The sequence below is a fragment of the Streptomyces sp. NPDC041814 genome (assembly GCF_055590565.1).
Map to the genome: position 1 here is coordinate 39,407 of NZ_JBVJAM010000021.1, position 20,200 is coordinate 59,606.

Annotated in this window: 11 protein-coding genes; 5 read left to right on the forward strand and 6 right to left on the reverse strand. The window is 72.9% G+C overall.

Annotation, left to right across the window (positions count from 1 at the left end; genetic code table 11):
- Window positions 1–35: 35 nt before the first annotated feature.
- Window positions 36–476, reverse strand: a complete 441-nt coding sequence (locus ACZ6C6_RS34455; RefSeq protein ID WP_383297379.1) for an Lrp/AsnC family transcriptional regulator — start codon at window positions 474–476, stop codon at window positions 36–38.
- Between the two features lie 202 nt (window positions 477–678).
- Between ACZ6C6_RS34455 and ACZ6C6_RS34460 the strand changes: the two genes are divergently transcribed.
- Complete coding sequence (locus ACZ6C6_RS34460; RefSeq protein ID WP_469208733.1) at window positions 679–1,074, forward strand: hypothetical protein; 396 nt, start codon at window positions 679–681, stop codon at window positions 1,072–1,074.
- 399 nt (window positions 1,075–1,473) lie between these two features.
- On the opposite strand, the gene ACZ6C6_RS34465 is transcribed toward ACZ6C6_RS34460, so the two are convergent.
- On the reverse strand, window positions 1,474–2,646 hold the full coding sequence (locus ACZ6C6_RS34465; RefSeq protein ID WP_469208735.1) for an acyl-CoA dehydrogenase family protein: 1,173 nt from the start codon (window positions 2,644–2,646) through the stop codon (window positions 1,474–1,476).
- Between the two features lie 393 nt (window positions 2,647–3,039).
- Between ACZ6C6_RS34465 and ACZ6C6_RS34470 the strand changes: the two genes are divergently transcribed.
- Entirely contained in the window at window positions 3,040–4,314 is a 1,275-nt protein-coding gene (locus tag ACZ6C6_RS34470) for a glycoside hydrolase family 18 protein (RefSeq protein ID WP_469208737.1), read from the forward strand.
- 63 nt (window positions 4,315–4,377) lie between these two features.
- On the opposite strand, the gene ACZ6C6_RS34475 is transcribed toward ACZ6C6_RS34470, so the two are convergent.
- Together ACZ6C6_RS34475 and ACZ6C6_RS34480 are read right to left on the reverse strand one after the other, a co-directional pair.
- Complete coding sequence (locus ACZ6C6_RS34475; protein ID WP_328899189.1) at window positions 4,378–4,527, reverse strand: SCO1431 family membrane protein; 150 nt, start codon at window positions 4,525–4,527, stop codon at window positions 4,378–4,380.
- Between the two features lie 192 nt (window positions 4,528–4,719).
- Entirely contained in the window at window positions 4,720–8,490 is a 3,771-nt protein-coding gene (locus tag ACZ6C6_RS34480) for a S8 family serine peptidase (RefSeq protein WP_469208739.1), read from the reverse strand.
- A 207-nt stretch (window positions 8,491–8,697) separates the two neighbouring features.
- Here ACZ6C6_RS34480 and ACZ6C6_RS34485 point away from each other — a divergent pair, with 207 nt between their 5' ends.
- On the forward strand, window positions 8,698–9,549 hold the full coding sequence (locus ACZ6C6_RS34485; RefSeq protein WP_469208741.1) for a helix-turn-helix transcriptional regulator: 852 nt from the start codon (window positions 8,698–8,700) through the stop codon (window positions 9,547–9,549).
- Window positions 9,550–9,592: 43 nt separating this feature from the next.
- On the opposite strand, the gene ACZ6C6_RS34490 is transcribed toward ACZ6C6_RS34485, so the two are convergent.
- Complete coding sequence (locus tag ACZ6C6_RS34490; protein WP_469208743.1) at window positions 9,593–13,699, reverse strand: S8 family serine peptidase; 4,107 nt, start codon at window positions 13,697–13,699, stop codon at window positions 9,593–9,595.
- 342 nt (window positions 13,700–14,041) lie between these two features.
- On the opposite strand from ACZ6C6_RS34490, the gene ACZ6C6_RS34495 reads away from it, so the two are divergent.
- Complete coding sequence (locus ACZ6C6_RS34495; RefSeq protein WP_469208745.1) at window positions 14,042–18,319, forward strand: S8 family serine peptidase; 4,278 nt, start codon at window positions 14,042–14,044, stop codon at window positions 18,317–18,319.
- A 54-nt stretch (window positions 18,320–18,373) separates the two neighbouring features.
- Here the strand turns inward: ACZ6C6_RS34495 and ACZ6C6_RS34500 are convergent, their stop codons facing one another.
- Window positions 18,374–19,555, reverse strand: a complete 1,182-nt coding sequence (locus ACZ6C6_RS34500; RefSeq protein ID WP_469208747.1) for a PP2C family protein-serine/threonine phosphatase — start codon at window positions 19,553–19,555, stop codon at window positions 18,374–18,376.
- 180 nt (window positions 19,556–19,735) lie between these two features.
- On the opposite strand from ACZ6C6_RS34500, the gene ACZ6C6_RS34505 reads away from it, so the two are divergent.
- Entirely contained in the window at window positions 19,736–20,200 is a 465-nt protein-coding gene (locus tag ACZ6C6_RS34505) for an MSMEG_6728 family protein (protein ID WP_469208749.1), read from the forward strand.

The following is a 20,200-nucleotide window of genomic DNA, read 5'->3' on the forward strand; positions in this document are numbered from 1 at the left end:
TCCCGCGTTCCCGCACGCCGCCGTGCCCGGCCCCCTCAGATCTGCGGCGGGCGCGCCTCGTACGGGGTGGACAGAACGACCGTGGTGCGGGTGGAGACGCCGGCGAGCGAACGGATGCGGGTGAGCAGGTTCTCCAGCTCCAGCGGGGTCGCCACGCGGACCTTGAGGATGTAGTTCTCGTCGCCGGCGACGCTGTGGCACGCCTCCAGCTCCGGGATGCCCGCGAGCCGTTCGGCGATGTCGTCGGGGGCGCTGGGGTCGAACGGCTTGACCGAGATGAACGCGGTCAGCGGCAGGCCGACCGCCTCCGGGTCCACGACCGCGGCGTACCCGCGGATCACCCCGCGCTGCTCCAGCCTGCGGACGCGCTGATGAACCGCCGAGGTGGACAGGCCGGTGGCCTTGCCCAGGTCGGTGTAGCTCATCCGCCCGTCCTTGACGAGCAACTCCACGATGTGACGGTCCAGCTCCTCCATATGGATCAATCTATGGCCATGAGTCGTTCCCGGCACAGCTGCCCAGCCCTTGGGACGGCACCTGCGCCGGGCATGTGACCAACGCCACAGGTTTACGCGCCAGTAGGGGGACACGGAACGGTTACGGCCGATCGGTGGCGGGAAGTGCTTGCTGTGGCCGAGGCCACAGCGTCATGCCGGCCCATCCGAGGGGGGATTTCCCATGCCACACCTGAAGCTCACCGGACGTACCGAACCGGAGCCCGTTGATCCGTTCGAGAACACCGCTCCCGATGCGTACGACACCTTCGAGATGTACCGGGTCGTCTGCCCGGACTGCGCGCAGCCCATCGCGCTCCTGGCGGACGAGGACGTGCTCCCGGAGCACGCGCTGTGCCCGTCCCCGTGGAACCCGTTCGTGCTCACCGTGTGCCCCGGTACGGGGCGTGCCGCCGGGGACCGGCCCGCCGAGGCGGACGGGGCCCAGGAGCAGGAGACCGCGCTGCTGCTGACGCTCCCCCAGGGGCTCGACTGGCGGACGCAGCCCTTCTCGCACGCCGGCGGTGCCGGTTCCCGCCCGATCCGGGTGGCGCAGCCGCTCCGGCGCGAGGCCGCCTGAGCCTGCCTCTTCCCGAACACGCGGCCGGGGTGCGCGAGCAGCCCGGCAGCCGGGGAGAACCGGGTGAACATGCGCCCGAATCGAACAGCCAGTGACCCCGCCGCGCCCTGCGGCGTTGGCCCGGTATGACCCCGCTGCATTCCACGGCCGGCCCCGGGCGTCGCCGGCTCGCCGCTCCCCCCTCCGAAGAATCGGTTCCGCAGGCCGGCTCCGTACCTGCGTCCCGGTCCGAACCGCCCCGGTCGGCGCCGCGCGCGGTGCCCCATTCGAGCGATCCGCCGATCTACCGGGCGCTGCTGCGGCACTGGGAGAGCACGGGCCGGACCCTGCCGGGCCGTCATGACCAGGACTGGAACCGGATCATGACGACGCCCGTGTGGTCGGAGCGGCCGCTGCGGGTCAGCGGGACTCAGGGCCCGCGAGGTGGCGCGCGATGACCATCCGCTGAATCTGGTTGGTGCCCTCCACGATCTGGAGCACCTTGGCCTCGCGCATGAGGCGCTCGACGGGGAAGTCCTGCGTGTAGCCGTAGCCGCCGAGCACCTGGACGGCGTCGGTGGTCACCTGCATCGCGGCGTCCGTGCAGAAGAGCTTGGCCATGGCGGCCTGGCGCGAGAAGGGGCGGCCCGCGTCCCTCAGCCGGGCGGCCTCCAGGTAGAGCGCGCGGCCGGCCTCGATGCGGGTCGCCATGTCGGCGAGCATGAACCGCAGGCCCTGGAAGTCCGCGATGGGGCGGCCGAACTGCTTGCGGCCGGTGGCGTAGCCGAGGGCCTCGCCGAGCGCGGCCTGGGCGACGCCGATGGCGCAGGCGGCGATGCCGAGGCGGCCGGAGTCGAGGGCGGACAGGGCGATCGCGAAGCCCTGGCCCTCCTCGCCGATCCGGCGGGAGTCGGGGATGCGGACGCCGTCGAAGTGCAGCTGGGCGGTGGGCGAGCCCTTCATGCCCATCTTCTTCTCGGGGACGGCCGCGCTCAGCCCGGCGGCGTCACCGGGGACGAGGAAGGCCGAGATGCCCCGGGCGCCCTCGCCGCCGGTGCGGGCCAGCACGGTGTAGAAGTCGGCGATGCCACCGTGTGTGATCCATGCCTTGGCGCCGGTGATCACCCAGTCGTCGCCGTCCCGTACGGCCTTGGTGCGCAGCGAGGCGGCGTCGGAGCCGGAGGCGGGTTCGGAGAGACAGTAGGCGCCGAGCAGGCCACCGGAGAGCATCGACGGGAGGTGTTCGGCGCGCTGCTCCTTGGTGCCGTAGCCGGCGAGGCCGTGGCAGGCGAGGGAGTGGACGCTGACGCCGAGGCCGACGGTGAGCCGGGCGGCGCTGAGCTCTTCGAGGACCTGGAGGTAGACCTCGTACGGCTGGTCGCCGCCGCCGTGTTCGGAGTCGTAGGGCAGGCCGAGCAGGCCGGACTCGGAGAGCAGGGTGAAGATCTCGCGGGGGAAGCGGCCTGCTTCCTCCTCCTCGGCCGCCCCCGGGACGATCTCCCGCTGGGCGATGTCCCGTACGAGGTCGATCAGCTGGCTGGATTCCTCGGTGGGCAGACGGCGTTCGACCCACTGCGGGGCACGGTCGGACATGACGGCGCTCTCCTCCCTGTCGGGCGTTGCGGCGGTCGCGCGCGCGGGGTGTGAGCGGCGCCGCCGGGGGGATCTCCGGGCGATGCCCGAAATCACTGCTGCCCAGCCGATGTTGCCCTCCCGGATTACGAGAGGCGCAGGCAGGCGGCTGTGGCGGGACGAGTATGCCCGATCGGATGGCATCCGTCACCGGTTGACCGAACATACGAATGAACGGGCTCCGGACACCCGGCTCCGGAGGCCCGGAGATCGTCGATATTGGTCCGAACCATTGACCCAACTGGTCTAGTCCATCTACCGTTCCCGGCGAACCGACTTACCGCGTTCATGCCAAGTTCGAGCGTCGTGAGCCGGTGGTCCATCGGCACGCCCCCTCCCCCACGAGGAGCAACCATGACCGGACTGCATCGCCCGGGAGCCCGTCTGCGGGCTCTCGCCGCTGCCGCGTGTACCGCCGCTCTGGGCGCAGCCCTGCTCGGCGTCGCCGGCACCGGCACCGCCGGCGCGGCCCCCACCGCGCCCCGGGCCGCCGCACCGGCAACAGCACCCGCCGCCCCCACAGCGGCCGGTGACAAGGTGGTCGGATACTTCACCAACTGGGGTGTCTACCAGCGCAATTACCACGTGAAGAACATCGAGACCTCGGGCTCGGCCGACAAGCTCACGCACATCAACTACGCCTTCGGCAACGTCCAGGGCGGCAAGTGCACGGTCGGCGACTCGTACGCGGACTACGAGAAGGCCTACACCGCCGACCAGTCCGTCGACGGCGTCGCCGACACCTGGGACCAGGAACTGCGGGGCAACTTCAACCAGCTGCGCAAGCTGAAGAAGCTGCACCCGGACCTGAAGGTGATCTGGTCGTTCGGCGGCTGGACCTGGTCCGGCGGCTTCGGTGAGGCCGCGCAGAACCCGGCCGCGTTCGCCGAATCCTGCTACAACCTGGTCGAGGACCCCCGGTGGGCCGATGTCTTCGACGGCATCGACATCGACTGGGAGTACCCCAACGCCTGCGGTCTGACGTGTGACACCAGCGGCCGGGACGCCTACGGCAAGCTGCTGTCGGCACTGCGCTCGAAGTTCGGCAGCGGCAACCTGGTCACCTCGGCCATCAGCGCGGACGGCTCGGACGGCGGCAAGCTGGACGCCGTCGACTACGGCGGCGCGGCGCAGTACGTCGACTGGTACAACCCGATGACGTACGACTTCTTCGGCGCGTGGGACGCGAAGGGCCCGACCGCCCCGCACTCCCCGCTGACCTCCTACGAGGGCATCCCGAAGGAGGGCTTCAACAGCGAGGCGGCCATCGAGAAGCTGAAGGCGCAGGGCGTCCCGGCGTCGAAGCTGCTGCTCGGCATCGGCTTCGACGGGCGCGGCTGGACCGGCGTCACCCAGGACGAGCCGGGCGGCACCGCGACCGGCGCGGCGCCGGGCACGTACGAGGCGGGCATCGAGGACTACAAGGTCCTCAAGAACACCTGCCCCACCACGGGCACCGTCGCGGGCACGGCGTACGCGCACTGCGGCACCAACTGGTGGAGCTACGACACCCCGGCCACCATCGGCACCAAGATGGCGTACAAGAACCAGCAGGGCCTGGGCGGCACCTTCTTCTGGGAGCTGAGCGGTGACACCACCGACGGCGAACTGATCAAGGCGATCGACTGACCCGGTAGCGCGCTGGACGTCAGGGGCGGGGAGCCGGTCGGGCTCCCCGCCCCTGACGTTCCACTAGAGCAGGCCGAGCTGCGTGACGAGCATGGCGACGACGACCACGAGGGTCCAGCCCAGGACGTGCTCCAGCAGCTTGGGGCCGTCGTCCGGGCCGCCGGTGCGGGCGCGGCGGCGGGCGGCGGTGAGGGTGGCGGCAGTCGCGGTCATGGCATCTCGTTCGGTCGGCCGACGGGGGCGCGCCCAGCACCCGGCCGGGACCCGACCACAGTGCCAGCCTGGTGCGCCCGGGGGTAGAGACGTCCGTCACTGCCCCGGGCGCCCGGCCCCGCCACCGCCCCCGCGACGTGCGGAAACCGGGCGGGGGGCGGTGCCGTGTGTGCCGCAGACCACAGCGCCCGGTCAGCGCACCTCGTACGCCCTGATCATGGTCTGGCTCACCCTGGCGCCCTCCTCGTCCGTGAGCGTGACCCTGAGGTGGACGAACGTTCCGGCGGGCGCGTCGCCCGGGAGGCGGACCTGCCATCCGTCACGGGTGGACGTGGCAGACGCCTGGTGCCAGCCGGTGACCGCGTCGACGGTGGACTCGGTGCCGTACGCGTACTCCAGGCTCGCCTTCCGCAGCGGGGCCGGGGCTGCCGAGTCGTCCGTGACGGCGCTCAGGCCGATCGTGGTGGCTTCCCCCGCCGGGCGCGAGTTGCGCAGGTCGGACGGCACGTCGAGGACGGGGACCAGCAGGTGCTGGGCGCCCTGGTCCGAGGCGTCGGTGGTGAAGACCCACTCGGTGGCGTATGCGAGACCCGTGCGGTCCATGGTGCCCGCGCGGCGCTGCCACTGCTGCTGGAAGGCGACCTCCGCCTTTCTGTCGGGCAGGTCGAAGGTGCCGGAGACCATGGCCTGCGGTTGGCCGTCGACCAGCAGCCGGCGGCTGCCGGAGTCGGTCATGGCGAGGGTGGAGTCGTGCCCGCCCGCGTCGCCGAACGGCGCGATCGTGTAGCCGAGGCGGTTGCTCTCACGGTTCATCAGGGGCTGGGCGTAGGTGTTGCGGACGGGCCCGTAGGGCGACTTGTACCACTGGGAGGTCGTGCGGCCCTTGTCCATCTCGCGCGGCCCGTCGTAGGCGGTGCCGCCGTACGGACCGAGGTCCCGGCGCATCAGGGTGGTCCAGGTGAGCCCGTCGCGGCCGGACGGGGTGAAGTACTCGGTGCGCTGCCGGGGGGCGCGCAGCGGCAGGGCGGTGCCGCCGGCCCAGACCGCGGGAATGCCCGGCGCACCGACCTTCACGTCCGACCAGTACGTCGCGTCGTCGGCGCCCTGTACGTGGTAGCGGGCGTCGGTGGCCGCGAGGTCGCGGTCGCGCACGCGCTGGGTGCCGGTCGGTATGGAACCGTGCCCCACGAGAGCGAGGTTGTAGACGTACGGGCTCCGTGCCGTCGCCGTGCCCGACCAGGTGAGTGAGACGTCGCCCTGCTCCAGCGCGGTCCGGACCGCCAGGGAGTCGGCCCAGGTGATGGTGGCCTGCGGCAGGCCTTCGGCACCCGTCAGCTGGAACCGCCCCTCACTGTCGGGGACAGCCGCCACGACGCCCACGGCACCGGCCCGCTTCGCGGCCTGGTCCCAGGTGAACGCGTTGCCGCCGCCGGGCCCCGCGTCCACGAGGGCGATGCGGCCCGTGAGGTCGTGGGCGGCGAAGTTCTCGTCGGTGCCCTTGCCGATGTACGTCACCGGCGCGGAGCCCTTGCCGTCGAACTCGGTCCCCTTCAGCACCGGGAGCGAGTCCAGGACCCGGCCGCCGGTGATGGTGAGCGCGGCGCGCGGCGCGGTCCGCCGGGCCGAGGCGAGGAACGTCAGCCGGTCGTCACCGTGCACCGGCTGGGCGTAGATGCCCTTGGCGTACGACGGGACGGTGGTGACGTAACCGGCCCGGAGGCGGCGTGAGTCGTCTAGGCCGAGGGCGAGCCCGATGGCGAACCCGGCTCCCTGGCTGGGGCGTTCGGTGTCCCAGACGATGCGGCGCGCGTCGCGGGCGTCGAGGGTGACCTCGGTGTCGCCGGAGACCGTCAGCTTCTCGCGGTAGAGCTGGCTGACCGATGCGACGCTGCCGACGTCGCCGGGCTCGTCGCGGGTCATCACGAGGCCGCTCAGCGCGTACGTGCCGAGGGGCACCCGGACCGTGGTGCTGCCGGCCTCGGAATAGCCGAGGGTGTAGCGCTTCGCCGTGTCGCGGTGGTCGTCGAACAGCTGGAAGGCGGACGGGGACGAGGCCGGGTCGCCGTGCCGGTCGAGGCCCTTGACCGTGAGGTCGGCCGACGGGACCTCCATGTGCACGCCGAACGGAACGGTGACGCGCACGCCGTGCGACCCGGTCGCGACGAGGCGGCCGGTGACCGTGCCGTACGCCCCGGCGCTCAGGCGGGTGCCCGGGTCGATGCGGACCGGCACATCGGCGGTCCCCCGTGCCGGAACGGTCACCGTGGTGCGCGCGGGTCGCGCGAAGCCGGAGAGGCGGCTGCCGTCGTCGCCCCGGACGTCCTCGGTGCGCAGGCTCAGGCGCACGTCCCGGCCGGTGAGATTGGTGAGGGTGACCGTCCTGTCCACCGGGGCGAGGTCCCGCTGCGGGTACGCGAAGTCCCCCAGGAGCGGCACGGGCGGGGCGGTGACCGGCTGGGACACCGCCCGGGCCACGTCCATCGGGCCCGCGCCCTGCTCCAGGACCGGCGCGTCGGTGGACTGCGCGGACGAGGTGAGCAGGGCCTTGAGCCCGGCCGGGGTCAGCGCGGGGTGCTGCTGGAGGAGCAGCGCGGCGCCGCCCGCGACGTGCGGGGTGGCCATCGAGGTGCCGGACATCTCCCGGTACGCCTGGTCGCCCCGGCCGCCGGAGTTGGCGGCGACGACGCCGACGCCCTGGGACGCGATGTCCGGCTTGGCGCTCACGCCGTCGACGGAGGGGCCCCGGCTGGAGAAGGAGGCGGTGGCGTTCTTCCGGTCCACCGCGCCGACGGTGAGGGCGCTGGGCGCGCAGCCGGGTGTGGAGACGGTGCCGTGCAGCGAGGCGTTGCCGGCGGCGATGACGAACAGGGCCTTGTCGCTGAGGCGTTCCACCGCGTCGACGCCGGGTCCGGCGCAGGCGGTGTCGCCGTCGGAGCCGAGCGACATGGAGACGACGCGGGCGCCCTGGTCGACCGCCCATTCCATGCCGTTGACGATGCCGCTGATCGAGCCCGTGCCGTCGTCGTCCAGCACCTTGCCGATGAGCAGGTCCGCCTCGGGCGCCATGCCCGCGTAGGTGCCGTGGGAGGCGGCCCCGGTGCCGGCCACGGTGGACGCGGTGTGGGTGCCGTGGCCGGTCCGGTCGGAGGTGGCGGGGGTGCTGACGAAGGTCTCGCTTCCGGCGACGCGTCCGGCGAGGTCGGGGTGGCCGGCGTCCACTCCGGTGTCCAGGACGGCGACCTTGACGCCGGAGCCGTCGAGGCCGGCCCGGTGCGCGGTCGTGGCGCCGGTGAGGGGCACGGTCGGGGTGCCGAGGCCGCTGACGGCGGTGCCCCGGACCTTGGCGTCGAGCCAGATCCTGCTGACGGCCCCGGCGGCGGCGGTCCGGGCCTGGGGGCTCTCGGTGCCCGGGGCGCTCGGGGCGAGCTTCTGCCAGGCGTCGGCGGCCGACTTCTTGCTGACGGCCAGTCCGGCGCCGCCGATGGACTCCAGGGTCGCGGTGGTCCGGGTGCCGGGGACAGCGGCGGCCCGCAGGCCCCGGGCGGCGCTGCCCGCGTACTCCACGACGACGGGCAGGCTGTCCGTGTGCGCGTCGTCGTAGCCGTCGGCGACGAGCCGCCCGATGTCGAAGAGCGCGGCGTCCACGAGCCCGGCGTCCATCAGGCGCTCGACGCCCTGCGGGAACACATAGGTCCGTCTGCCGTCCTGCCAGGTCGCGGCGGCGTGATCAGTGCCGTCGGCGCCGCGCAGCCCCGCCGACAGGACCCGGCCGGCACGGTCCACGCGGGCCTCGACCACGTCGCCGGTGATCAGGGTGACGGTGACCGCGCGGCCGGGTCCTTCCGTGAGCGGCCGGGCGGCGTCCGCCGGGGTGCCGGCGGACGCGGCGGGCGCGGCCGCCGTGAGCAGGGCGGCGGTGGCGAGCCCGGCGGCTGTCCGGCGCCATGGCCTCGTATGTCTCATCGTTGGTCTCCAGGAGGGAAGGTGTCCGGTGACCTCGGAGGGAGGGGCCCGGTGAGCAGCAGCGTGGCCAACACCGCCGCTCCGTGGGGCTCTTGTGGCTGGCGAGTGGCTGCCATGACGTAATCCCGACACCCGCGCGGAGCCGGTCGCCGGCACCGTGCGGGGGGTCCGTTGCCAGGCCGCTTCGCAGGTGGCGACACTTGAGCCATGTCGTCCCATCCAGAAGTGCCGCCGTCCCCGCGTGCCGAGCCGTCTCCCGGCCCGCCCGCCTCCGTGCGCTCCTCCCTGATCCGGTTGCAGGAGGACCTGCGCCGGGCCGATGACTCACTGGTGCGGCTGCTCGGGTCGTGGCGGCCCGACGGCCAAGAGGAGCCGGGGCAGTTCGTGGAGTTCTGGGAGGGGCGCGAGGCCCAGGCCCGCCGTCTGTACGAGCTGGAGTACGGGGCCCGGACGTCGCTGCTGGGGTTCCAGTCGGGGGCCAACACGGTCGCCCCGGTCCCGTCCACCCTGGCGGACCCGGCGGACGTGGCCCCGGAGGAGCAGGAGGCGGAGGGGACGCGGGAGGCCGGCTCGGAGCCCCCACTCCGCAAGGACGGCAATCCGCACGCCGCGTACCGCGTCGTCGTGGACCGGGCCTTCCTCACCGAGCCGGCGGCGCTGCGCGCGCTGGACGAGCGGCTGGCGGCCGGTCATCAGGTGCGGGTGGTGGACCAGCCCCTGATCAAGCTCCTCATAGCGGACGAGGAGACCGCCATGGTGCAGTTGGAGGCGGGCAGGTCGATGGTCCTCGGGCCGCCCCTGGTGCGGCTGGCGGTCGAGCTGTTCGAGTCGGTGTGGCAGCGCTCGCGGCCCTATCTGCGGGAGGACGGCGACCTGGATCCGACCGACCGCAGGCTGCTCCAGCTGATGCTGTCCGGCCTCACGGACGCGGCGACGGCCCACCAGCTCGGCACGTCGCCCCGTACGGTCCAGCGCAGGCTGCGCGCCCTGATGGACGCGGCCTCGGTCTCCTCGCGCGTCCAGCTCGGCTGGTACGCGATGCGCAACAACTGGGTGTGAGCGGGCCGCCCGGGGCGCGTACGGCACCCCGGGCGGCGGGTGGTCACATCCGGTCGGTGTAGTACTCCAGCGTCCGGCCGTGCAGGCGCTTGACCGGGTCGGTGACGCGGTCGGACATGGTGTTCTGCCGGAGGTAGTTGGTCACCACCCAGGCCAGGTCCTTCCCGTCGACCGTCCCGTCGTGGTTGATGTCGGCGGAACGCTTCGCGGTGCCCCGGGCGTCGTACACGGCGGCGGCGTCACGGACGTCGATGACGTCGTCCCCGTTGACGTCACCGGCGACCAGGGAGGCCACGGACGAACCGCTCGTCCCGGCCACGGCCCCGTACCCGTCCAGGCCGAGGTCGATGTCCTCGGTCCAGGCGAAGTGGCCGGGCACCCGGATCTCCAGGCGGTACGGCTTCTCGGCGGGCGTCAGTCCGCCGGCAGAGATCCGGGCGGTCGCGTCGGCGGTCATCGGGTGCCGCGTGCCGTCCGGGGCGGTTAGCTCGGCCTGGAAGCCGTCGAGGCTGTAGTCGCGCTTGGTGTCGTAGCCGTAGTCCTTGGTCAGCAGCGCCTCGGCGGCGGGCCGGGCGCCGAAGGTGGACTCCGGGTTGAGCATCCGCACCGCGCCGTAGAACAGGATGTTCAGCGGCACCTTGGTGCCGGTGGTGTCCATGGCGCTCGTGGTGCCCGTGTTGAGCCCCGCCGAGGTCGTCCAGTGCCCTCCCGTCACCTCGTACGTCACCTTGAGCAGCGGCATCGAGTCACCGCTCAGGCCTTCCGGGTCCGAGACGTCGAAGGTGAGGGTGGTGTACGAGGACGCACCGGCCGACACGTCCGTGGTGGTGATCTTCGACGGGCCGTGCGCGGCCAGTTCGGCGGTCGGCTCGATGCCGGTGATGCGCACGTTGCGGTCGTCGTAGCGGATCTGGGCGCTGAAGGACTTCCATCGCTTCAGGTCGTGGGCCGTCAGGGTGTACGTGCGGCTGTCACCGGCCCGTGCGACGGGGGCGTCGGCGGCGCCCACGACGTACGGGATCCCCTCCTTGATGACGTTGAGGGAACGTACGTCGCCTATGTTCCCGGCGGCGTCCGCGGGCCACATCTTGACGTAGGCGGTCGGCGGCCCGACGGACAGGGGCACCTGGGCGTTCACGTTGCCGTCGGCGTCGGCGTTGACGTGGCCGGTGGGCGCGTTGGGGCTGTATGCGGAGTAGTACAGCGCGTTGTCCTCCTGGCCGATGTCCAGTCCGGCCGAGCGGATCGCGTCGGTCTCCCCGTCCCGCAGCCGGCCCGAGAAGGCGAACGACTTGGCGTCGGCGGGAACCTCGACGACCGTGGGGCGGGACGGGTCCCAGGCCCCGTACGTGTCCTCGTAGGCGGGTGCGTGCGAGTCGACGTAGACGTCGCGCAGCACCGAATCCGTGCCGCCGAAGCCGTCGGTGCCCACGATGCGCAGCTTGTAGTGGCCGTCGGCGATCCAGCGGCCCCGGGGGTCGAACGGGGTGGCCTCGCGCCCGGTCACCGGGTGGTACCAGGCGCCGACCGTCGCGGGACCGTACAGGACGCCCTCGGAGAGGCCGGTCGTGTTGATCCCGCCGATGTAGCCGAGGTCCTTGCCCCGGGTGTCGGCGAGGAAGACGTCGACGCTCGTCAGCTGCCCGGCCATGCGCAGGTTGAACGTGGCGGCGCCGCCGCCGACGGATCCGGCGTCGGAGAACTGGTTGGTCGACATGACCGGCTTCGTCATGTCGACCTCCGCGAAGCCGGACTCGGCGACCCGCAGCCCGAACGGCATGCGCAGGGTGTGAAGTCCCTCGTCCTGTACGGGGGTCAGGGTGACGAAGCCCTCGTAGTAGCCGGCCGGCGCGTCGGCCGGAACCGACAGCGTGGTGCGGACGGGCGTGCTGCCGTGCGGCTTGCTGGTCACCTGGCCGTCGGCGGACAGGGTGATACCGGCGGCGCGGGCGTCCCCGGAGGCCCCGTTGCCCCGGGTGAACACGACGCCGACCTCGTAACGCCCCTTGGTCCCGCTGTCGTTGACCAGGTCGAGCCGCTTCTCGACCCGGGTGGACCGGCCGACCGGGAGCACTCCGAGATCGAGGGCGCCCGTGCGGTGGTCCAGCTCGGACCGGGTGCCGTCCAGGGAGACGTACGGGGTCTCCGCCGACATCTGGAGCGAGGTCTCGGTGTGCACGGCGGCGTACGGGTCGACCGCGCCGGCGCCCGCGTCGAAGACGCTCACCTTGCCGGGCATCGGGCGGGCGGTGTTCATCAGAGCCGCCTTGACCCCGTCCGGCGTGAGCCGGTGGTCGTGCTGGAGCAGCAGAGCAGCGGCCCCGGCGACGTACGGGGAGGCCATGGAGGTGCCGCTGAGCCGGGCGTAGGCGGCGGAGTAGTCGCCGGTCCCCGGCGCGACGGTGTCCGCCGGGACGGACGAGAGGACGCTGACGCCGGGCGCGGCGATCTCGGGCTTGATGGCGCCGGTGCCGTACACCGGGCCGCGCGAGCTGAAGGACGCGAGTTCACCGCTGCCGAGCACGAAGGTCCCGGCCTCGGTGAAGGTGAGGCGGGCGGAGCCGTCCGCGGTCCCGGCGGCCAGTGCGGCGCCCTCGGCGGCGGTGAGCGAGAAGGCCGGGACGTAGGCGGGGCTCTCGCCGATGTAGTTCGGGATGTGCCCCTCGTCCGCGTTGTCGTTGACGAGGAGGACGGCGACGGCGCCCATGGTGGCGGCGCGGCGCACCTTCTCGTCCAGGGAGATGCCGCCGCGCTTCACGAGGACGGCCTTGCCCTTGACGTCCTTTCCGCTGTATCCGGCGGCGGTGCCGGTGGCGACGTCGGCGACCGGGTAGCCGCCCGAGGCCAGGTTCGAGAGCGCGTCGCCGAAGGGACGGGCCAGCAGCCGCCCCGTGGCGTATGTGGCGCCCGCGCCGATGCGGTATTCCGGCAGGGTCATCGGTTCGTCGTGCGCGCCCACGGTGAGCGGCAGCGCGGCGGCGCCCGGGGTGCCCAGGGTGTTGCCGCCCGGGCCGCTGTTGCCGGCGGCGATGACGGTGGTGATCCCCGCGAGCACGAGGTTGTCGGCGGCTATCGCCTGCGGGCTCATCGGGTCGTTGACCGCCGCGCCGAGCGACATGTTGACGACGTCCATGCCGTCGTCGGCCGCCCGGTCCATCGCGGCCATGATGTCGCTCGTGCGCCCGCGCCCGTACGGGCCGAGCACCCGGTACGCGTACACGGAGGCGCCGGGGGCCACGCCGTGGGCGGCGCGCTCCTCGGACTCGGCGCCCCGGCCGGCGACGATCCCGGCGACGTGGGTGCCGTGCTCGGTGTAGTAGGCGGAGCCCTGGTTGGTCTCGGCCTGCCCGGATGCCTTCCAGTCGGCGTACGTCGTCTCCATCGGGTCGGAGTCGTCGTCGATGAAGTCGTAGCCGCCCTTGTAGGCGTCCTTGAGGTCGGGGTGGTGGTAGTCGATGCCGGTGTCGATGATGCCGACCTTGACGCCCTTGCCGGTGATCCCCTCGGCGTGCAGCCGGGCCACCCCGTCGTCGTCCTGCGCGGCGCCGGAGGTCCCGCCGCCGTCGGCGGGGGCGGGGCGGTCGAGCGCCTTCACGGTGGTGTCCGGCCAGACGGCGGTGACCTCGTCGTTGTCGAGGAGTTCGGCGACGCGGTCGCCGGGGAGCCGGAGGCTGACCCCGTCGAAGCTGTGGGTGTAGGTGCGCCCGGGCTTCGGGGCCGCCGTCTTCTTCCCGTTGCTCCCGTCGGCGGCGGGCCGCGCGAACATGTCGTCCAGCGCGGTGCGCAAGCGCTTGTGCGCCTTCGCCACGGCGTCCTGGGCCGCCGCCTCGCTGACCGTGCGGCCCTCCGCCGCGGCGAGCAGGCGGGCGGTCCTGGCGGGCGGGGTCTTCAGCTGGACGATGACGTCGACGGGCTTGCCGCTGCGCAGCGCCGCCTTGTCCGTGACGTGCAGTCCGCCCATGTCCAGGGCGGCCATCCGGTGCAGGGCTCCGAGCTCCTGGTCGTCCAGGGAGGCGAGCAGCGCCTCTCCGTCCGGCGCAGCGGCCGGGGAGGGTGCGGCGAAGGCGGCGGGGGCGGTGGCCGCGAGGGTGGCGAGCACGGTTGCCGCCGCGGCCAGGGCCAGGTGTCTGCGCCCTGGGGCTTGCGTCATGATTCGTGGGCTCCGCTCTGGGCAGGGACGGACGGGGTCCCCCTCGCCTCATGAGCGGCGGGGGACGGGCATCGCATGATCGTCGGCTCATGGGCCTCCGGGGGGAATGGGGAACCGGTGGCGAGATTCCGCCTGTCGTCAAGTCGCCATCCGGGCCCGGCGGGTCCGGGAACTGGCGACAACACGTCGTGTCATGCATCCGCCACGCGCGAGTGCTGCGGTGCCCCGGCCGGGCTCGGTAGACCCGTGCCACGACCTTCCGCCGGTGCCCGGGGCTCCGGCGGGAGCTCCCCCGACGCGGTCCCGGCCCTGCCGAGGCCCCCGCCACGCGAAAGGGCACTCATGTCCCGCCCCACCATCACGCGCCGCAGACGCCGGTTCACCGCCGCCGTCATGGCGGCCGGCCTGACCGGCTCCCTGATGAGCCTGTCGGCACTGCCCGCCCAAGCCGCCGACGTGCCGCACCCCTTGGGCGCCGCCGTCCCGGACACGGCCAAGAAGGCGCAGACGTCCCAGCGCGACAAGCTGGGCGCCCATGACCGTACGCTGCTCCAGAAGGCCGAGAGCAAGAAGACCAAGACGGTCACCGTCCTGCTGGCCACCGGCGAGGGCGACACCGAGGCGCTGCGCAAGAAGGTCGCGGACCTCGGCGGCCGGGTCGCCAGGGCCGACGACAAGCTGGGCTACGTCCGCGCGACCGTGCCGACCGGCAAGGTCACCGCGCTCGCCGCGCTCTCCTCGGTCCGGGCCGTCGACCTCAACGAGACGTACAAGATCCCCGATCCGTCGCCGGTCACCACCGAGGACCGGAAGAAGGACGGGGAGGGCGACGGCCCCACCACGCCGAAGGCCCCCGGCCGCACCACCCCGGCCGACAACCCCTACCTGCCCGTGGCCGAGACCGGGGCGACCGGCTTCACCGCCGACCACCGCACCTGGGACGGCCGGGGCGTCACCGTCGGCATCCTGGACACCGGCGTCGACCTCGCCCATCCGGCCCTGCGCACCACCACGACCGGGCAGCCGAAGATCAAGGACTGGGTCACTGCGACCGACCCGGTGACCGACGGCGACCCGACCTGGCTGGAGATGCGGCTCAAGGTCACCGCGAAGGACGGCGCCTTCCGCTACGGCGGGGTCGACTACAAGGCGCCCGACGGGGACTACGAGTTCCAGCTGTTCAAGGAGTCCGACACCTGGGGCGGGGAGCTGGAAGGGGACGTCAACAGGGACGGCGACTACAAGGACGTGTTCGGCGTCCTGTACCGCAAGGCCGACCACCGGGTGTGGGTCGACGCGGACCTCGACCGGACCTTCGGCGACGCCGATGTGGTCGAGCCCTACGCGAAGTCCGGAAAGTGGGCCGCCTTCGGCACCGACGACCCCGACACGGCCGTCGCCGAGTCGATGCCGTTCACGGTCGAGTACCGCGACGACGTGGACCTCTCGGCGCGGGGCGGCACGAGCGCCGGCAAGAAGGCGGACTTCGTCAGCATCGGCATCGTCTCCGGCGCCCACGCCACCCATGTCGCCGGGATCACCGCGGGCCACGGGCTGTTCGGCGGGGAGATGGACGGCGCCGCCCCCGGCGCCCGCATCGTCTCCGAGCGCGTCTGCCTCTTCGCCGCCGGCTGCACCTCGTACGCCCTCACCGAAGGCATGATCGACGTCGTGGCGGACAAGGGCGCCGACGTCGTCAACCTGTCGATCGGCGGGCTGCCCGCGCTCAACGACGGTGCCAACGTCCGCTCGGTCCTCTACAACCGGCTCATCGACCAGTACGGCGTGCACATCGTCTCGTCGGCCGGCAACGACGGGCCCGGCATGAACACGGTGTCCGACCCGGCGGTGACGGACAAGGTCATCGCGGTCGGCGCCTCGGTCAGCAAGGACACCTGGTGGGCGGATTACGGCTCCGCGGTGAAGGACCGCCAGTCGCTGTTCCCGTTCTCCGCGCGCGGTCCGCGTGAGGACGGCGGCATGAAGCCGGAGATCGTCGCCCCGGGCGCCGCGGTCTCCTCCATCCCGACCTGGCTGCCCGGCGAGGGCGTGCCCCAGGCGGGTTACGAACTGCCCCCGGGCTACGGCATGTTCAACGGCACGTCGATGGCCTCGCCACAGGCCGCGGGTGCCGTCGCCGTCCTGCTCTCGGCCGCGTCCGCCTCGCACGTCGAGGTGTCGCCCGCCGGGATGCGGTCCGCTCTGACCAGCTCCGCGACGTTCCTGCCGGACCAGCCGGCGTACGCGCAGGGCGCCGGCCTCGTCTCCGTACCGGCGGCGTGGAAGCTGCTGGCGAAGGGCCCGAAGCCGACGGCGTACTCCGTCGAGGCGCCGGTCTGCGGTGTCCTCGCGGGCCTGCTGGCCACGCCCGAGTCCGGCACCGGTGTGTACAACCGCTGCTCTCCCGACGACGGCGGGCAGCCGCTGCACCGCCCGAAGGACTACACGGTGAAGCTCACCCGCACCGGCTCCGGCAGCGGTGAGGCCCGACTCTCCTGGGTCGGCAACGACGGTACGTTCAGCGCTCCCGGCACGATGAAGCTCGCCCAGGACCGGGCCACCGCGATCACCGTCCGCGCGCAGGCCAAGTCCACCGGCGCGCACTCGGCGCTGCTGCGCGTGGACGACCCGGCGACGCCGGGCGTCGACCGGCTGGTCCCGGTCACCGTCGTGGCCGCGGCCGACCCGGCGAAGCCGTCGTACGCGGTCTCCACCGCCGGCACGGTGGACCGCAACGCCACCCGCTCGTTCTTCGTCTCCGTGCCCAAGGGCGCGGCGGCGCTGCAGGTGGACCTGTCGGGCGTCGCCGGGGACAGCCAGACGCGCTTCCTGGCGGTCGACCCGCAGGGCATGCCGGTCGAGGACACCGCCGTGAGCCGCTGCTACACCAACTTCTCGGACGAGAAGGACTGCGCCTCCGGCTCGCGCACGTACCAGCAGCCGATGCCCGGCGTCTGGGAGTTCGAGGTGGAGGCCCGACGGACCTCGCCGATGCTCACCAACCCGTACCGGCTGACCGCGACCGTTCAGGGCGCCGCGTTCGACCCGTCGTCCTCGGTGATCGACGAGGCGGCGCTGCACGGGGCGGCCGAGAAGAGCTTCACGGCCGTCAACCGCTTCGCGCCGGTGACCGCGCACGCGGTGGGCGGCAGCCTGGGCGCGCTCTCCGAGGCCCACCCGACCGTGGCCGACCAGGACATGACCGGCAAGCAGATCGCGGTGCCGAGGGACGCGACGCGCCTTGAGGTGTCGATGGGCAACGCCTCCGACCCGGACGCGGACCTGGACCTGTACCTCGTGGCGCAGTCGGGGGCGCTCGTCGCGTCCTCCACCAACGGCGGCTCCCGCGAGTCGATCGTGGTGGACAAGCCGAACCCCGGCTACTACCTGCTGTTCATCGCCGGTACGGATGTGCCGTCGGGCAGCACCGAGTTCGACATCCAGGACACGATGTTCTCCGCGTCGCTCGGCTCGGTGACCGTGGACCAGGACAAGCCGGTGCGCCTCGCCAACGGCACGTCGACGCAGGTCAGCGGCCGTCTGGTCGCGGACGCCCTGCCGCCGGCGGGCCGCCGCCTGGTGGGCCGGTTCTCGCTGGCCTCGGACACCGGGACCGTGCTGGGCAGCGCCGATGTGCTGCTCGGCAAGGTGACGTCCCCGCACGCGGAGGTCACCGCCTCCTTCGGCCCGGCCATCGCCTTCAGCCTGGACGACAGCGGCCGGGTGGCCGGTTCGCAGCAGATCAGCGGCCGGAGCCGGCCGATCCGCTGGGACGCGGAGAACGGCGTCGCGCAGCTCGACAACGCCGATGCCCGCGACGGCCACGTCCTCAACCAGAGCCCGTCCAAGGGCTACGCCACCGGCCAGCTGACGCTCACCGAGGGCACCCGGCCGGCCCTCTGGGACGCGGACGGCAAGCTCACCACGCTGCCGCTGCCCGACTGGGAGGACTACCGCTTCGCACGCGGCTTCGCCGTGAACGACTCCGGAACGGTCGTCGGCAACGCCACGGGCGACATCACCGACCCGGCCACCGGCCGCAACCTCGAAGTCAACGAGGGCTTCGTCTGGAACGCCGTCACCGGCTACCGCAAGCTGCCGCACCTGACCGAGGGCCGCAACCTCACCGAACCGCTCGCCGTCAACAACGCCGGCGTGGTCGTCGGCCACTCCTCAAAGGCGGGCAAGCGCCGCGCCGTGAAGTGGGACGCGGACGGGAAGATCACCGACCTGGGCACGCTGCCCGGCATGGCCGACAGCTACGCCGAGTCGGTCAACGCCTCCGGTGTGATCGTCGGAACCAGCGGTGACGACGCGTTCGTCATCCGGGCCGGAGGCACGATGACCCGGCTCCCCGACTTCGGCTTCAGCGCCAAGGCGCTGAAGGTGAACGACGCGGGCTGGGTGCTGGGTTCGGCGGAGACCCAGCCGGACGCGGAGACCGCGGTCGTGTGGGACCCCGAGGGCCGCATGTACCAGCTGTCGGCGATGATCGACTCCTCGCGCTTCGTTCCGATGGAGGGGATCGCCATCAACAACCGGGGCGAGGTGGCGTTCTACGCCATGGACCTGGAGGACGGGGGTTCGACCAAGGTCGTCCTGGCCCGGCTTCCTTCCTGACCCGCTCGTCCGCCCTCCCCGCCGCCCGCCCGGTGGCGGGAGGGCGGTGCGCTGTCAGGGCCTCAGCCGCGCGGCGATCGGGCAGTCCCGCACGGCACACACATCGCAGCCGAGCTCCGCCGCCCGGAGCGGGACGTGGGCCCCGCCGCCCCGTGGCACGTCGACGGCCCCCGCCGGACCCTCGAACTCCAGCAGCAGCAACGCCGAATCGTCCGCGCCGCACGGGGTGGCGTGCCGGTGCACGTCCTCGCGCATCCTGGCCAGGCAGTGGCCGACCGGGCCGTCGCGCAGCAGTCCGCTGTGCGAGCCCAGCGGGTAGAAGCGGCCGCCCGCGTCCCGGGCCTCGGCCAGTCCGTCGGTGTGGAACAGCACCCGGTCCCCGTCGCGCAGCCGTGCCCGGTGGCGTCCCGGCCGCCCGTCGCCCAGGGCGTCGAGCCCGAGCGGCATCCCGGGCCGGTCCGGCTCGGCCCAGGTCACCCCGCCGCCCGCCCGGACCACCAGCGGAGCCGGATGACCGTAGTTGAGCACCGTCATCCGGCCGTCCGAGGTCAGCTCGGCGAGTACGGCGGTGGCGAACCGCTCCTCGTCCGGCCTGCGAGCCAGGGCGCACCGCATGCGCACCCCGGCCTCCTCCAGGCTCGGCGACACCGCCGCGTACTCCCGGAACGCCCCCAGCAGGGCCGCCGCGAGCCCGGCGGCCCGCAGTCCCTTCCCCTGGACGTCCCCGATCAGCACCCGGACGCCGCCCCGGACGGGCACCACCTCGTAGAAGTCGCCGCCGATCCGCGCCGCGTCCGCCGCCGACTCGTACGAAGCCGCGATGCGTACGGGGCCCGCCGTCTCGGGGACCGATGGGGCCAGGGCGTCCTGGGCGGTGGCGGCCACGTCGCGCATCAGGGCGAACCCGCACTCATGGTCCTGCCGGACGCGCGCCGCCGCCGCGGAGACGGCGGTGACCACGGCGACGGCGAGCACCGACACCACCGCCCAGTGGGTGGCGAGCACATCGTCGTGGTACGCCAGCACCGCGGCCCAGACCGCCGCGAACAGGCCCGTGCCGACGACGGCCGGGGCACGGCCGCGCGCCGAGGCGACGACCGGGCCCACCGCGTAGAGGGCCGGCAGCTTCACCTCCTCCCCGAGGACCAGGTCGAGGAAGGCGACGGCGAGGACGGCCCACGCACCGACGCAGTCGAGGTACCGGAAGGCGGCGATGCGGGAAGGACGGGTGGCCATGCCCCCCGAGTGTTACTGAACACGCCTTTCGAAACAGCGGGTGACAACGTTGTCGGACCAGGATTCCGGCGCGGGACGGCCATCGGGGACATACGACAGGGCCGTTCTGCCCTGCCGCGGACCCGCCAAGGTCCCGCGCACGGAAAAGCGGAACGGCGGCCGCGCGGGTAGACAGGTCGCATGCAGACCTTTCTCCCCTACTCCGGCTTCACGGAGTCGGCCGCCGCTCTGGACACCAGGCGGCTCGGCAAGCAGCGGGTGGAGGCCCTGCAGGTGTTCCGCGGCCTGACCGTGCCCGGTTACGGGTGGCGCAGACACCCGGCGGTGCGCATGTGGGCCGGGTACGAGGAGGCGCTCGTCCGGTACGGCCTCGACATCTGCGCCGCCTGGACGGCCGAGGGGCGCGCCGACACCTGCGCGGGCACCCTCGTCCACGACTTCCGGGCCCACACGGACGGCGCACCGGTCCGCCGGCAGCCCGAGCTGGCGGCGGAGGGGGAGCTTCCGCCGTGGCTGGGCGACCCGGCGTTCCACCGGAGCCACCAGTCGGCGCTGCTCCGCAAGGACCCGGAGCACTACCGGGGCCGCTTCCCGGGCGTGCCGGACGACCTGCCGTACGTGTGGCCGTCGTCCGACCGCTCGTAG